The 14,476-nt window shown below is 38.1% G+C and carries 15 protein-coding genes; 13 read left to right on the forward strand and 2 right to left on the reverse strand.

The window, feature by feature from the left end:
* The 6 genes from ACWM35_RS17305 to ACWM35_RS17330 all read left to right on the forward strand — a co-directional run.
* Positions 1–1,325: putative bifunctional diguanylate cyclase/phosphodiesterase (locus ACWM35_RS17305; RefSeq protein WP_454820101.1), on the forward strand; the 1,325-nt coding region annotated here is incomplete at its 5' end.
* Positions 1,326–1,466: 141 nt separating this feature from the next.
* A complete protein-coding gene (locus ACWM35_RS17310; RefSeq protein WP_454820102.1) occupies positions 1,467–2,402 on the forward strand; it encodes a manganese-dependent inorganic pyrophosphatase in 936 nt (311 codons plus the stop codon).
* Between the two features lie 162 nt (positions 2,403–2,564).
* The gene (locus ACWM35_RS17315) at positions 2,565–3,359 is read left to right on the forward strand and encodes an EcsC family protein (protein ID WP_454820103.1); all 795 of its coding nucleotides are present in this window, start codon (positions 2,565–2,567) and stop codon (positions 3,357–3,359) included.
* A 92-nt stretch (positions 3,360–3,451) separates the two neighbouring features.
* Positions 3,452–3,865: a MerR family transcriptional regulator gene (locus ACWM35_RS17320; RefSeq protein ID WP_454820104.1), complete on the forward strand. Its 414-nt coding sequence runs from the start codon at positions 3,452–3,454 to the stop codon at positions 3,863–3,865.
* A gap of 59 nt (positions 3,866–3,924) precedes the next feature.
* Entirely contained in the window at positions 3,925–5,235 is a 1,311-nt protein-coding gene (locus ACWM35_RS17325) for a hemolysin family protein (protein WP_454820105.1), read from the forward strand.
* A gap of 95 nt (positions 5,236–5,330) precedes the next feature.
* The gene (locus ACWM35_RS17330) at positions 5,331–6,068 is read left to right on the forward strand and encodes a protein-glutamine gamma-glutamyltransferase (RefSeq protein WP_454820106.1); all 738 of its coding nucleotides are present in this window, start codon (positions 5,331–5,333) and stop codon (positions 6,066–6,068) included.
* Positions 6,069–6,108: 40 nt separating this feature from the next.
* Here ACWM35_RS17330 and ACWM35_RS17335 read toward each other — a convergent pair whose 3' ends face one another.
* Entirely contained in the window at positions 6,109–6,414 is a 306-nt protein-coding gene (locus tag ACWM35_RS17335) for a hypothetical protein (protein ID WP_454820107.1), read from the reverse strand.
* A gap of 238 nt (positions 6,415–6,652) precedes the next feature.
* Entirely contained in the window at positions 6,653–6,814 is a 162-nt protein-coding gene (locus ACWM35_RS17340) for a hypothetical protein (RefSeq protein WP_454820108.1), read from the reverse strand.
* A 262-nt stretch (positions 6,815–7,076) separates the two neighbouring features.
* Here ACWM35_RS17340 and ACWM35_RS17345 point away from each other — a divergent pair, with 262 nt between their 5' ends.
* The 7 genes from ACWM35_RS17345 to ACWM35_RS17375 all read left to right on the forward strand — a co-directional run bounded on the left by ACWM35_RS17345 (position 7,077) and on the right by ACWM35_RS17375 (position 14,466).
* Positions 7,077–7,736 (forward strand): TetR/AcrR family transcriptional regulator, encoded by a 660-nt coding sequence (locus ACWM35_RS17345; RefSeq protein ID WP_454820109.1) that lies wholly within the window; start codon positions 7,077–7,079, stop codon positions 7,734–7,736.
* A 23-nt stretch (positions 7,737–7,759) separates the two neighbouring features.
* Positions 7,760–8,506, forward strand: coding sequence for a GTP pyrophosphokinase (locus ACWM35_RS17350; protein WP_454820110.1), 747 nt, complete (start codon positions 7,760–7,762; stop codon positions 8,504–8,506).
* A gap of 218 nt (positions 8,507–8,724) precedes the next feature.
* Positions 8,725–10,185 carry an alanine/glycine:cation symporter family protein gene (locus tag ACWM35_RS17355; RefSeq protein WP_454820111.1) on the forward strand — a complete coding sequence of 487 codons (1,461 nt, stop codon included), beginning with the start codon at positions 8,725–8,727 and terminating at the stop codon, positions 10,183–10,185.
* A gap of 151 nt (positions 10,186–10,336) precedes the next feature.
* A complete protein-coding gene (locus tag ACWM35_RS17360; RefSeq protein ID WP_454820112.1) occupies positions 10,337–12,763 on the forward strand; it encodes a heavy metal translocating P-type ATPase in 2,427 nt (808 codons plus the stop codon).
* A gap of 21 nt (positions 12,764–12,784) precedes the next feature.
* Entirely contained in the window at positions 12,785–13,609 is an 825-nt protein-coding gene (locus ACWM35_RS17365) for a hypothetical protein (protein WP_454820113.1), read from the forward strand.
* Positions 13,610–13,686: 77 nt separating this feature from the next.
* A complete protein-coding gene (locus tag ACWM35_RS17370; RefSeq protein ID WP_454820114.1) occupies positions 13,687–14,034 on the forward strand; it encodes a metal-sensitive transcriptional regulator in 348 nt (115 codons plus the stop codon).
* 114 nt (positions 14,035–14,148) lie between these two features.
* Entirely contained in the window at positions 14,149–14,466 is a 318-nt protein-coding gene (locus ACWM35_RS17375) for a YfjL-like protein (RefSeq protein ID WP_454820115.1), read from the forward strand.
* The last annotated feature ends 10 nt before the right edge of the window (positions 14,467–14,476 follow it).

Raw genomic sequence — 14,476 nt, forward strand, 5'->3', positions numbered from 1 at the left:
TTTTTATTGATGGTAATGTACAAGGAATCGTCGGCAGCGCGAAATTCCCTGCTACTCACGATGAAGTAACCGGATTACCTAACAGGAGATATTTTGATGAAAAGGTTAAGATTGCCATCAATCTGTTTAAGAAAAACAATGATAAGTTATTAGCCATCATGTACTTTGATTTGGATCGTTTTAAACTCATTAATGATTCTCTTGGTCATAATTTTGGTAACATGCTTTTAAAACAGGTGGCAAAAAAATTGAAGGACTGTATGCGAGACAGGGACATCGTTTCGCGGTCTGGCAGTGATGAGTTTATTATTTTACTAGATAATGTAACTAAAATGGAAATTAGCAAAATTGCGGAGAGAATTCAAAGCATCTTTACCCAGGCATTTGTCATTGATGGACATGAGATTTTTGTTACTCCGAGTATTGGAATCAGTACTTTCCCGCTTGATGGCAATAATGTAGATGAACTCATTCGTAAGGCGGATGTAGCGATGCTTCAAGCTAAAAATGAGGGCCGGAATAATTATAAATTTTATAACTCAAATTTTGATAAAAAGACATTAAATCGTTTAGAAATTGAAAATGATCTGAGAAAAGCATTAGATAGGAATGAATTTATTCTTCATTATCAGCCAATTATGGATCTAAATGCCAATAAAATGAAGGGTGCGGAAGCGCTAATCCGTTGGGAGCATCCTCAGTTGGGAAGGGTAGCACCAGATAAATTCATCCCTATTGCTGAAGAAACAGGAATGATTGTTCCGATTGGGGAATGGGTTTTGAGGACGGCCTGTCAGCAATTTAAGAATTGGCAAGAGAATGGACTTCATTTATCAACTATTTCTGTTAATATTTCCTTCCGACAATTCTATCAGCCAAATTTAGTTTCGATGATTGAGCAAATCGTCAAGGAAACCGAGATTGATCCTCAGTCCCTGACCATTGAAATCACAGAGAGCATGACAATGGACGTTGAGGAGGCTTCGCTGAAATTAACTCATTTAAAAAATATCGGAGTGAATATCTCCATTGATGACTTTGGAACAGGGTATAGTTCCTTAAGTTACCTGAAAAAGTTTCCGATTGATTATTTAAAGATTGATCAATCGTTTATTCGTGATATCGCTAAGAGTAAAGATGATGAAAATATTGCGACGACGATTCTTCTGATGGGTCAGAACCTTGGATTAAGTGTTATTGCTGAGGGTGTAGAGGTAAAGGAACAATTGGAGTTTCTTCGCCGGCATGAATGTAATGAAGCACAAGGCTATTTATTCAGCAAGCCATTACCTGCAAATGAAATAAAGGAGCTTTTTCATAAATAAGCTGTTTTTTTGATTAGTTGAATTCTATTTTCTGCCCTAATTGCTTTGAATACTGATAGACTATAATATATAATTTTTGTTAGGGTCAATTTCTATAAATGGATTTGGCCTACATAATTTCATACGATTAGGAGTATTAAAATGGAAAAAGTACTTATTTTTGGACATAAGAATCCTGATACTGATACGATCTGTTCTGCGATTGCTTATGCAGATTTAAAGAAACAATTAGGTATGGATGTTGAGCCTATCCGTCTTGGACAGATCAATGGTGAAACACAATACGCGCTTGATACCTTTAAGGTGGAAGTTCCCCGTTTAGTAGAAGCGGTTGCTGCTGAAGTTAATTCTGTTATTTTAGTTGACCATAACGAGCGTCAGCAAAGTGCCAACGATATCTCAGAGGTGCGTGTTCTAGAAGTAATCGACCACCACCGTATCGCAAACTTTGAAACAAGTGATCCTTTATACTATCGTTGTGAGCCAGTGGGTTGTACCGCTACGATTTTAAATAAAATGTATAAAGAAAATGGCAAAGAAATTAAGAAAGAAATTGCCGGTCTTATGCTGTCAGCGATCATTTCTGATTCCTTGCTATTCAAATCACCAACTTGTACAGCGGAAGATGTTGCTGCAGCTCGTGAATTAGCAGCGATTGCTGGGGTTGACGCTGAAGCTTATGGATTAGAAATGCTGAAGGCCGGTGCTGATTTGAGCGACAAAACCGTGGAAGAATTGATCTCATTGGATGCCAAGGAGTTCGAAATGGGCGCAAGTAAAGTGGAAATCGCCCAAGTTAACGCTGTGGATACGAATGAGGTTTTAGCACGCCAAACGGACCTAGAAGCAAAAATTTCAAAAGTGATTGAAGAAAAGAACTTAGATTTATTTTTGTTTGTCGTTACCGATATTTTAACAAACGACTCAGTCGGATTAGCACTCGGAAACAAAACAAATGCGGTCGAAAAAGCCTATAATGTCACGTTATCAAACAACACAGCAGTATTAAAGGGTGTTGTATCTCGTAAAAAGCAAATTGTTCCAGTGTTAACAGATATCTTCAACCAAGGCATCTAAACAAGGTAGAACCGTTCTTGAGGTTACAGGAACGGTTTTTTTGACCTCTAGTCCTTCTTTAAACAACATTAATAATACCCAGAAATTCTCCATTAATAACGACAAATCCGTAATACTATATCTCCAGCTATTTTTATATATAATATATGGGAGGTGAAAAAAGTGGAAACAAAAGAAGAATTGATGCGTGAATTAGAAAAGATTGAAAAATGGGAAAAGAGTCAAAGTGACCTATGGTTTTGGGAGAGGTTAGGCAGATTGCCTTTTAAGCTGTTGGATAAAATAACACCGAAATTTATCCATAATAAAATAGGTGCATTACTAGAGGAACTTGGAAATTACATACAAACTGGCGGGAATTATTTAGTGAATGAAAAAAATATATATAGGTTGATTGAAACAGAAGTAGGGATACCGATTAACAATACGGCAGATTTCAACCATGTTTCATTATCGGCGATGAAAAATTTAAGTCTGCAGATATCGGAGCAAAGAAAGAAAGTAGCAGCGATCCAAGGTGCGAGCACGGGCATTGGAGGTATTTTTACGTTGGCGATTGATATTCCAGCCTTACTGGCAATCTCATTAAAAACGCTACAGGAAATTGCCATCATTCATGGTTATGACCCAAAGGAAAAAAGTGAAAGAGTTTTTGTCATAAAATGCTTGCAATTTTCATCGGCAGATATTGTTGGAAAAAAAGCAATCTTAAACGAGCTATCAAGCTATTACCAGGAAGACAAGAATTCTACTGAAATGATGTCACAGCTACAGGGCTGGCGTGAAGTGGTCTATACATACAGAGACCAATTTGGCTGGAAAAAATTATTTCAAATGGTGCCAATTGCTGGACTTGTATTTGGAGCTTTTGCGAATAGGTCTATGATTAATGATTTATCTGAAGCAGCGACCATGCTTTATCAAAAGCGCAGGATCCTTGAAAGACTACATCAATAGGAATGCTTCCATAACTAAAACGTTGACTGTACAGTTTAAGTTATGGTATATTTTTTACTATAATAATAGAAAGGGGTGGGTAAGTTGGGAAGTTGTATCGTATTGGCGAAATGGCTAAATTAATGAATTTATCAAAAAGAACAATCGATTATTATACCCAAATTGGCTTACTCAACCCTGTGCGGACGAACTCAAACTATCGATTGTATGGGGAAGATAGCATTCAAATATTGGAGTTAGTGGAGCATTATAAAAACTTAAATATGCCCTTAGAGGAAATCAAGACTTCGATTGAATTGCTTAATGCTGATTGTAGTATTGATAAGCAAAAACTTGAAAAACATTTTGAACAGATCGGAATATTAATGCACCATCTTAAAGAGGAAATTGACGCAATTGAACCTTTTCTCCAAAAATTAAACACACAGCAGAAAGAAATGGTCGTCAATAAATTATCTTCAAGAGGAGTGCCATTAGCACAAACTTTGTTAGTATTGTTTGGCTAATAACTAATTTTTATACAAACCAGGAGGTGTATTCCTTACTTTGATTAGTAAGGAGACCATTGACAACTATAAACTTGATATTAATTGCTTTATTAATTGCTTTTACCGCATTCTTCGTTTCTTTCGAATTTGCGATTGTTAAAATTCGTAGTACCCGAATTGATCAACTTGTAGCCGAAGGGAACAAAAATGCAATTGCGGCAAAAACAATCATAAGCAATTTGGATGAATATTTATCGGCCTGCCAATTAGGTATTACCGTGACCGCGTTAGGATTAGGGTGGATTGGTGAACCCACGGTCGAACATATACTTCATCCATTATTTGTGCAGTTTAGTCTGCCCGAATCAGCTTCAGGCATCTTATCTTTTATTATTGCCTTTTCATCTGTCACATTCTTGCACGTTGTTGTCGGAGAATTGGCACCTAAAACAGTTGCCATCCAAAAAGCAGAGGCTGTTACGTTAGTTTTTGCAAGACCAATGATTATTTTCTACAAAATCATGTACCCCTTTATTAAAGCGTTGAATGGGTCAGCACGATTTATTTTAAGTTTATTCGGTCTAAAACCTGCTTCCGAACATGACAATGCACATTCAGAAGAAGAACTTCAATTGATTATTTCGGAAAGCTATAAAAGTGGGGAAATCAATCAATCTGAGTTTAAATATGTGAATAATATTTTCGAATTTGATGATCGAATTGCAAAAGAAATTATGATTCCACGGACAGAAATTGTTGTCTTTGATCGGACACAAACACTTGAAGAATGTCTTGAAATTGTCAAAGTTGAGAATTATACAAGATACCCAGTGATCGATGGTGAAAAAGACAATATCGTTGGTATGATTAATATGAAGGAAGTATTAACGGATTATATCAGTGGAATCAATCTTGATACACCGATTGAGAATTATATTCGTCCGGTTATTCAAGTAATTGAATCGATTGCGATCCACGATTTACTGGTGAAAATGCAAAAAGACCGTGTCCATATGGCGATATTAATGGACGAATATGGCGGTACGGCTGGATTGGTAACAGTCGAAGATATTCTTGAAGAAATCGTCGGTGAAATCCGTGATGAGTTCGACGGTGACGAAGTCCCTGATATTAATAAAATCAATGAAAACAAAACGGTAGTCGATGGTAAAGTACTGATTGATGAAATCAATGACTTATTTGGACTTGATATTCATGAGGAAGATATGGATACGATCGGCGGATGGGTATTATCAGAAAAAATGGACGTAGTCGAAGGTGATTTAATCAACTATGGCGATTATCAATTTAAAGTCCTTGAAATTGACGGCTATCATATAAAATCACTAGAGATTGTAAAATTAATCACTCAAGAATCAATTGCTTAACCTCTTGCAGCTGCAGGAGGTTTTTTTTTTCGAATTTTTATTATGGTCGTTTCATATGGTTTAGGAAGGTTCTCTTATGGGGCAGGAGGGACATCATGATTAGAATAAATGGAAGGATCATTAAAAAAGAAACGCTCGAGAAAGAAATACCCAATGCGGAATATGAGGCAATCCTAGCTCAACTGATAAGCTATAACGTTATTTATGACTATCCATCCATCAATCAATTGCAATTTGAACTTTTATTTAGGGCCAATACGATAAAGGCTGCAAAGGAAATGGAACAAAGTGGGGCACAGTTTACGACATTTACGTATGCTTTTTGTAATAAGAAGTATTGGAATCGCTTAAGGAATGGGGGGTTTCTTTTACGAGAGGGTGTTGCACCATCAGTCGCAATTCTAGACATCCTAAAGAATGGGAAACTTTATGCTTTTGAATGTGCGACCGCAATTGCTATGGTGCTATACATTGCGACTCTTTATTCCATCGGTACCAGAGCATTTAATGAATATTTTAATCGTCTCTACCTTTATAGTTGGATGTTTGACGATGACCTGCCAGTGTATCAAAAAGATGGAATGGATTTTATCATTGGGGATGTGCTCCACTTTAATAATCCTGATTTTGATCCAAAACAGCCTTGGTGGAAAGCTGAAAATGTGATATTCTTCGGTAATGACACCTATTATGGACATGGCATGGGAATAAGGAACGCTGCGACCATTATTGAGTTTCTTAATAGTAAGCGGAAGAAAAATCCAAATGTATCCGCCTATTTAATGAGTATGATCTCAAGACCGAACTATCAAAGGATTAGCATACTGAGGTGAAAATAAAATCGGAGCTGCGCAAATGCAGCTCCGAAATCACTCATCCATGTATTTTTCTCTCTATGGCCGCACTCATTTGCTGGCTCTTTAAGTATTCTAGTTCTCGGCGTTTTTCAACATTCATCCTGATTTTATGATTTCTTTTGTAGACTTCATAACAGACTCCATGGGCAGCAAGCATCGCTTTTTCCATCTTACTCGTGTAATTCAACGGTAAACAATGGATAATGAATCCCTCCGGTTTTTTATCGCCAATGGCGACGTTTTGTGGTTCACATCTACCATGATAACATCCATCAATTTCTGCCACAAAGTCGAAATAACAGGATATCAAGTGATAATTCATGCTGAGCAAGGACCTCAACGGGATAACTCGTTGATCCTTAAAATAATCGCCACATCCTTCCATATAGAGGTTGTAAGAACAAAAAGCGCAAGCGTCTAGGGGCTGGAGCTGGATTCAGATAACCCCACAAAGTTTTCCACACTATTATTTGTTATAAATTCCCAAGAAATAAAAGATGGCCCACCGCTTAAAGAGCGATGGGCCTGATAATATTTTATAAAGAATATCGGTGATCCTTTTAATTCATAGATTTATCTAGCTTGTATTCTGAAATTGGCAGGGTAATAATTTTACCACCAATTTGAACATGAACGGTATCGTTGAAAATGGCTTTTACAATTCCTTTTAATGAGATTGTTGAATTGACCGAGATTTTTTTTGAATTTGATTGGTTTGCCATATAAATCAACACCTTCCAAAGTAATTATTAAATATTATATATGAATAAATTTAAAAAAGGCGAGTAAAAAGATTGATTTAATAAAAAAATTTTTGCTGTTCATGTTATTTTCAATCCCTTGCCAAGGGGTGTGAACAAAAGACTGAGAAATAACATGAACTATAGTTCAAGTATTGCATTCTCAGTCGATTCTGTCAATCAAAACATGAACTATAGTTCAATAAATTGTTCTTTATGTTATGATAGAGGTGAGGTGAGAAAAATGTCAGACCGAGAAGATCTTTTGGTAGGAGAATTCCCATATGTTCCAAAACAAGAGCGTGCTCAACAAAAAAGAAATGCGTTGCTTGAAAGTGGGCATTCTCTGTTTATTTCAAAGGGATATGAGCAGACTACGGCTAAGGAAATTGCTGCCCACGCTGGTGTAGCGACAGGGACCTTTTACCGCTATTTTTCTGATAAACGGCAGTTGTTAATGTCTCTATTAGAGGATCAAATAGAGAAATTAATCATGCCAGAGCCACAATGGAAGACATCTGACCCTGTCAGCCTGATTGCCAACCTCTTGGAATCCCATGATAAACGACTAAATGAATTAGGTCTCCACCGTGTATTGCCAGAATTACTGCCAAAGGATTCAGAGCTTGCAGAAGTGCTGATGTCGGCAAGAAGAAAAATACATGCAAATATTCTGTCCGGACTGAAAAAGGCCTGCGATCAAGGATTAACTTGGAAGGATCTAAATTTTGATACAGTTACATGGGCGATGATGGTTTTAGCCGAGAATGTGCGGGAGAAAAATAACCTTTGCAATGTGCAAACAGACTATCGAGAAGTAGCGAAGGTAATATGCCGAATCGTATTTCCACCTGAAGTAATAACAAAATTATTAATGAATGAAAACGATACTCAAAATGGTTAATGGAAGGGAAGTTTCAACTAGGAATGGAACAGAATTTTGACTTGAAGAATCTTAAAGCTCTAAAGATAGAATTAACCCGTTTCATGATGGCCTATAAATTCGCCTTAGATGAAATGACGACCAAAATAAATATCCTTAAAGATGAATTTAATTATATTCACGACTATAATCCAATAGAACATGTGAAATCACGTTTAAAATCACCAGAGAGCTTATTGAAAAAAATTCAGCGAAAAGAATGTGAGTTTTCACTAGCAAGTATTAAAGAAAATATTAAAGACATTGCCGGAATGCGGATTACCTGTTCATTTATTTCAGATATTTATGAGATGAGTCGAATGATCGCTGGCCAAAAGGATGTTCGAGTTGTTGAATACAAGGATTATATTAAGAATCCAAAACCAAACGGCTATCAAAGTCTACATATGATTTTAGAAATTCCGATCTTCATGTCAGACCGGGAAGAACTAACCTATGTGGAGGTTCAAATACGGACGATCGCGATGGATTTCTGGGCGAGCTTAGAGCATAAAATTTATTATAAATACAATAAGGAAGTTCCCGCTAGAATGATTGAGGAATTAAAAGATGCAGCGATAATGGCTGCGCATTTAGATCGAAAAATGGAGGGCCTGCATAAGGAGATTAGCGAGCTTAAGCATGCGGAGGAAGAAGATGAATCGTTGAACATCATTAACCTTCGTAATGAAATTGCTAATCCTTTTTCTTTCCAGAAATTAATCGAGGAAACCTTTAAGAAAAATGAATAAAAAAGTAAAGTTATCCGTATTGGATGACTTTATTTTTTTATAATAAAAGCCAATTATTCTTTTTAACTCGCTAAAGTATTATTGTGTTAAAAGTGTTTTTTGTACATTAACTCCGTGGTTGACTGAAATTTTTTTATTTGAGAATATTAAAAAAATTCTTTTATTTTACGTATGGGCTGTTATATAATACAAACATAACGAGACAAAGGGGGATTTACTTGGAACAAATTGTTAATTGGCTGAATGGGATCATTTGGAGCCAGGCACTTATTTATTTATGTTTAGGGGTAGGTTTGTTTTACACAATTGCCACAAGATTTCTTCAAGTCAGGCATATGAAAGATATTGCTGGGTTAATGTTCAAAGGTGGAAAATCAGAAGCTGGTATTTCATCCTTCCAGGCGTTAAGCCTAGCCTTATCAGGACGCGTCGGCACAGGTAATATTGCTGGTGTAGCAACAGCTATTGCTTTTGGTGGACCAGGTGCCGTTTTCTGGATGTGGATGATGGCGTTTTTAGGAGCTAGTTCTGCATTTATTGAATCAACTTTAGGTCAAGTCTATAAGACTAAAAAAGACGGTCAATTCCGTGGAGGTCCGGCGTATTACATAGAGAAAGGATTAAATATCAAATGGTACGCTGTATTATTTGCTGTTGTAACAGTGATTGCAACAGGAGTCCTTTTACCGGGTGTTCAAGCAAACAGTATCGCGCTTAGCGTTGAAAATGCATTTGGAATTAGCCCTGCCATTACTGGTCTTGTGTTAGTTGCGCTACTTGCGATCATTATTTTTGGCGGCGTTAAACGGATTGCACGTGTAGCTGAATTCGTCGTACCATTTATGGCGCTAGGCTATGTTTTGGTGGCTCTCATTATTACCTTCATGAATATTTCTGAATTACCAGCTGTTCTAAAATTGATCTTCTCAAGTGCGTTTGGAGCAGATGCTGCATTTGGTGGTATTTTAGGTGCTGCGATTTCTTGGGGCGTTAAGCGTGGAATTTATTCAAACGAAGCTGGACAAGGTACTGGACCACATGCTGCTGCTGCTGCAGAGGTTTCACACCCAGCGAAACAAGGTATTGTTCAAGCATTTTCCGTCTATATTGATACATTATTAGTATGTTCTGCGACTGCTTTCATGATTATCATAACTGGCATGTACAATGTTGCTCCAGAAGGTAAACCAGAGATTGTCAATAATCTTGGTGATATTGAGCCAGGTCCTGGATATACTCAAGCTGCAGTTGAATCTGCAATTCCTGGTTTTGGTGCACCATTTGTCGCCATCTCCTTATTCTTCTTCGCATTCACAACAATCATGGCGTACTACTATATGGCTGAAACCAATCTTTCCTACATCAATGGTAATGCAAAACGAGCTTGGACCGTGTATCTTTTAAAAGCTGTCATTTGTGTCATGACATTCTATGGAAGTGTGAAAACAGCAAGCCTTGCATGGGGCTTAGGGGATGTTGGGGTAGGAAGTATGGCATGGTTAAATATTATCGCCATCCTGCTACTGACAAAACCAACGTTAAAAGTCCTACGGGATTATGAAGCACAGCTGAAAGATGGAAAAGATCCTGTATTCGATCCTGTAAAGCTTGGTATCAAAGGTGCAGAATTCTGGGAAAAAGAATACAAGCATCCGGATAAAGTTGAAAAAACAGGTTAATGAAGGATGGAAACTGACTCACTATTTGGAGTCAGTTTTTTTTATGAAATTTAATTTTTTTAGTTGACATTATACCTTAGTGGGGTATAGTATAAGAGTATCAAATAACCTTCCAGTAACTGGCTTGATTACTGGAAAAGGGGGAATAACCATGAGTACTTCTCAAAAAGAAGTTCAATTACCAATTACAGGTATGACCTGTGCAGCATGTGCGATACGAATTGAGAAAGGGTTGAATAAAGTAGCAGGTGTCGAGGAAGCCAGCGTTAATTTAGCATTGGAAAAGGCCTCGATCAAGTACAATCCTTCAGAAACACAAGTAGATGATTTTATCCAAAAAATTTCAGATTTAGGTTATGGTGTTGCGGCTGAAAAAGCTGAATTTGATATTATCGGCATGACCTGTGCAGCTTGTGCGACGCGAATTGAAAAAGGTCTAACCAAGTTAGATGGTGTCATGAAGGCAAATGTAAATTTAGCTTTGGAAACAGCAAGTATCGAGTTTAACCCATCACAAGTTACGCTGAAGGAAATCATCAATAAGGTTGAAAAAATTGGCTATGAGGCGAAGGTAAAGGAAGAAGGGACAGCGGAACAGATCGATCACCGCGAGAAGGAAATTGAAAAGCAAAAAGGGAAGTTTGTTTTTTCATTAATTCTATCTTTTCCCCTTTTATGGGCGATGGTGAGTCACTTTGAATTTACATCCTTTATCTATCTTCCAGACATGCTGATGAATCCTTGGGTACAGCTGGCACTGGCCACTCCCGTTCAATTTGTCGTCGGGAAGCAATTTTACGTCGGAGCGTACAAAGCATTACGCAATAAAAGCGCCAATATGGATGTATTAGTGGCATTAGGGACATCGGCTGCTTATTTTTATAGTTTATATTTATCCATCATTACGATTGGATCACAACAACATATGCCGGAGTTATACTTTGAAACGAGTGCGGTATTAATCACACTAATTATTTTAGGTAAGTTGTTCGAAGCACGTGCGAAGGGACGGTCTTCAGAAGCTATTAAGAAACTAATGGGACTGCAAGCGAAGACAGCAATCGTTTTACGTGATGGGAAAGAGCTGGAAGTAGCTTTAGAAGAAGTTGTGGCAGGAGACATTGTATCTATTAAGCCAGGGGAGAAAGTTCCTGTTGATGGTGTAATAATCGAGGGACGTTCTGCCCTGGATGAATCGATGATTACGGGGGAAAGTGTTCCCGTTGATAAAACGGTTGATGATAACGTAATTGGCGCTACCATCAATAAAAATGGTTTTTTAAAAATAAAAGCCGTCAAGGTTGGCCGCGATACGGCGCTAGCTCAAATTATAAAAGTGGTGGAAGAAGCACAAGGGTCAAAGGCGCCAATTCAACGATTAGCCGATCAAATCTCTGGAATCTTTGTTCCCATCGTTGTTGGAATTGCCGTGATTACTTTCTTAGTTTGGTTTCTCTGGGTGAATCCCGGTGATTTTGCCGATGCATTAGAAAAAATGATTGCCGTCCTTGTCATCGCATGTCCATGTGCGCTTGGATTAGCGACACCAACATCGATCATGGCAGGCTCTGGCCGGGCTGCGGAAATAGGGGTTTTATTTAAAGGCGGCGAGCATTTAGAAATGACCCATCGGATAACGTCTGTCATTTTAGATAAAACAGGAACAGTTACAAATGGCAAACCGGTATTAACGGATGTCATTGTTGAAGGGAATTTTGATGAAGTCACCTTTTTACAACTAATAGGCTCTGCAGAAAAACAATCGGAGCACCCATTAGCAGAGGCAATTGTTGCTGGCATTAAAGAAAAAGGGATTGAACTCCAGGCGGTGAATGAATTTGAGGCGATTCCGGGCTTTGGAATCAAAGCAGAAGTAAATGGACGTAAACTATTAATCGGGACACGTAAATTAATGACAAAATATGAGGTTTCGATTGCTCAAGCTAATGCAAGGATGGAAACGCTTGAAGAAAACGGGAAGACAGCAATGTTGGTTGCGATTGACGGAGTTTATGCAGGTTTGGTTGCCGTTGCTGATACCGTAAAGGATACCTCTAGAGCTGCGATCAAGCGTTTAAAGGACATGGGCTTAGAGGTGATCATGATTACTGGTGATAATCAGAGGACAGCCCAAGCAATTGCGGCAGAAGTTGGTTTAGATGCGGTCATTGCTGAGGTTTTACCAGAAGGAAAAGCAGCTGAAGTGAAGAAGCTTCAAGAGCAAGGCAAGCGCGTGGCGATGGTCGGGGATGGGATAAATGATGCACCAGCGCTTGCGATCGCGGATATTGGTATGGCAATCGGTACAGGAACAGATGTGGCAATGGAAGCTGCAGATATTACCTTAATGAGAGGCGACCTTAACAGTATTGCCGACGCCATTTGGATGAGTAAAAAGACAATTCAAAATATCAAACAAAATCTTTTCTGGGCCTTCGGTTATAACACCCTTGGTATTCCTATTGCAGCTGCTGGTTTTCTTGCACCATGGCTTGCAGGGGCGGCGATGGCATTCAGTTCGGTTTCTGTTGTTTTAAATGCTCTAAGATTACAAAGGGTAAAAATGAATCAAAAATGAGTGGAAAAAGGGGTAGATAGGATGAAAAAGTGGGCCATTTCCGCAATAGTCTATTTGCTGGTAGTGATTGGTGGTTATCTGATTTATGATGAGTTTATTAAAAAGGATGAACCAATTGCTAGTCATAGTGAGGAAAAAAACCATGAAACTGCCGAAGTGAGCGAAGAAGCTCATGGACATGATGATGGTGAAGAGAGTGCAGCAGGAGGAGTCATGACAACCTTCACATATGATGATGGCAAAATCAGCATAACCATAAAAGACGGCAACGGAAAATCAGTTAATGAATTAGAAATAAACCATGAGAAACTTCTTCATTTAATCGTTGTCAATGAAAATCTTGATCAATATTATCATCTTCATCCTGAAAAAGTCGGCGAGGGACAGTTTGAAGTTGCCGACCATCGATTACAGGATGGGGCATATAAAGCGTTTATCGATATTAAACCTAAAAATTTGAATTATGAGGTAAGTCCTGTCGCTTTTCAGGTTGGTGAAGGATCACATGAATCACATGGGCATGCGACATTAACGGCTGATCAGGAGCTAATACAAACGATTGATGGCGAAACAGTAGAAATGAATATAAGTTCCCTGGAATCAGGTAAGGATGTCACCTTATCCTTTCAATTAGATGAAGGGAAATTGGAACAATATTTAGGTGCAGCAGGCCATGTCGTGATTTTGGATGAACAAGCAGACAAATACCTCCATGTGCATCCATTGAATGAATCAATGCCCGTTTTTGAAACACATTTTGACCAGCCAGGACGGTACAAGATTTGGGCGGAATTTAAACAAGATGGAAAAGTAAGAGTGTTCCCATTTGTCATCGAAATACCATAACAGCGGATTGTTTTACTAGAAGCTCGTACTCTACGATACGGGGGTATGATATAATGTTGAAAAAGGAGGCGGTATACATGTCATTCGAAAAAGCAAATGAGGATGAACTCCAGAATGATTCATGCTGCGGGACTGAGGGAAGCGAAAGAAAAAGCCACCATTCTGACAAAGTGAAAAACAATCTAATTACGAGACTGAATCGAATTGAAGGACAAATTCGTGGCATTAAGGGCTTAATTGAAAAAGACACTTATTGTGACGATGTGATTACACAAATTTCGGCAACACAATCCGCATTAAACAGTGTCGCTAAAATATTGCTGGAAGGTCATATGAAAAGCTGTGTCGTCGAAAGAATTCAAGATGGGGATTATGAAGTACTAGACGAGATAATCGTGACAATCCAAAAATTAATGAAAAAATAATGAATAGGAATCAGGGGGACGTACAAGTGTACGTTCCATTTTTGTTTTATAAGAGAAGGAATATCAAAAATATTTGACGAATAATATAGTTATAATATTCTGAAAATTATAGAGGTGAGTAGTATTAAGGCGACAAAATGGATCTTAATGGTATTTGCTTTACTCATACTAGTTTTTGGTTTATATGCGTATACGGTATTCAATGGAACACCGTGGGAGAAACACCAACATGAAAAAAATATGGAAAAGTATTTAACAGGAAAATACGAAACAGAATTCGTTTTAAAAGAAATCGATTATAACTTCTTGAGTGAATCCTATCAAGGCTTCGCATACCCAAAAGAGAATCCTAACCTTGTTTTTATCATAGAAGAGGATGGGGATACGTCGGAGGGCTACTCAGATAATTATCCGAAAGTGACGGGTTGGTAGAAATCGCTGC

The organism is Neobacillus sp. K501 (assembly GCF_053749995.1).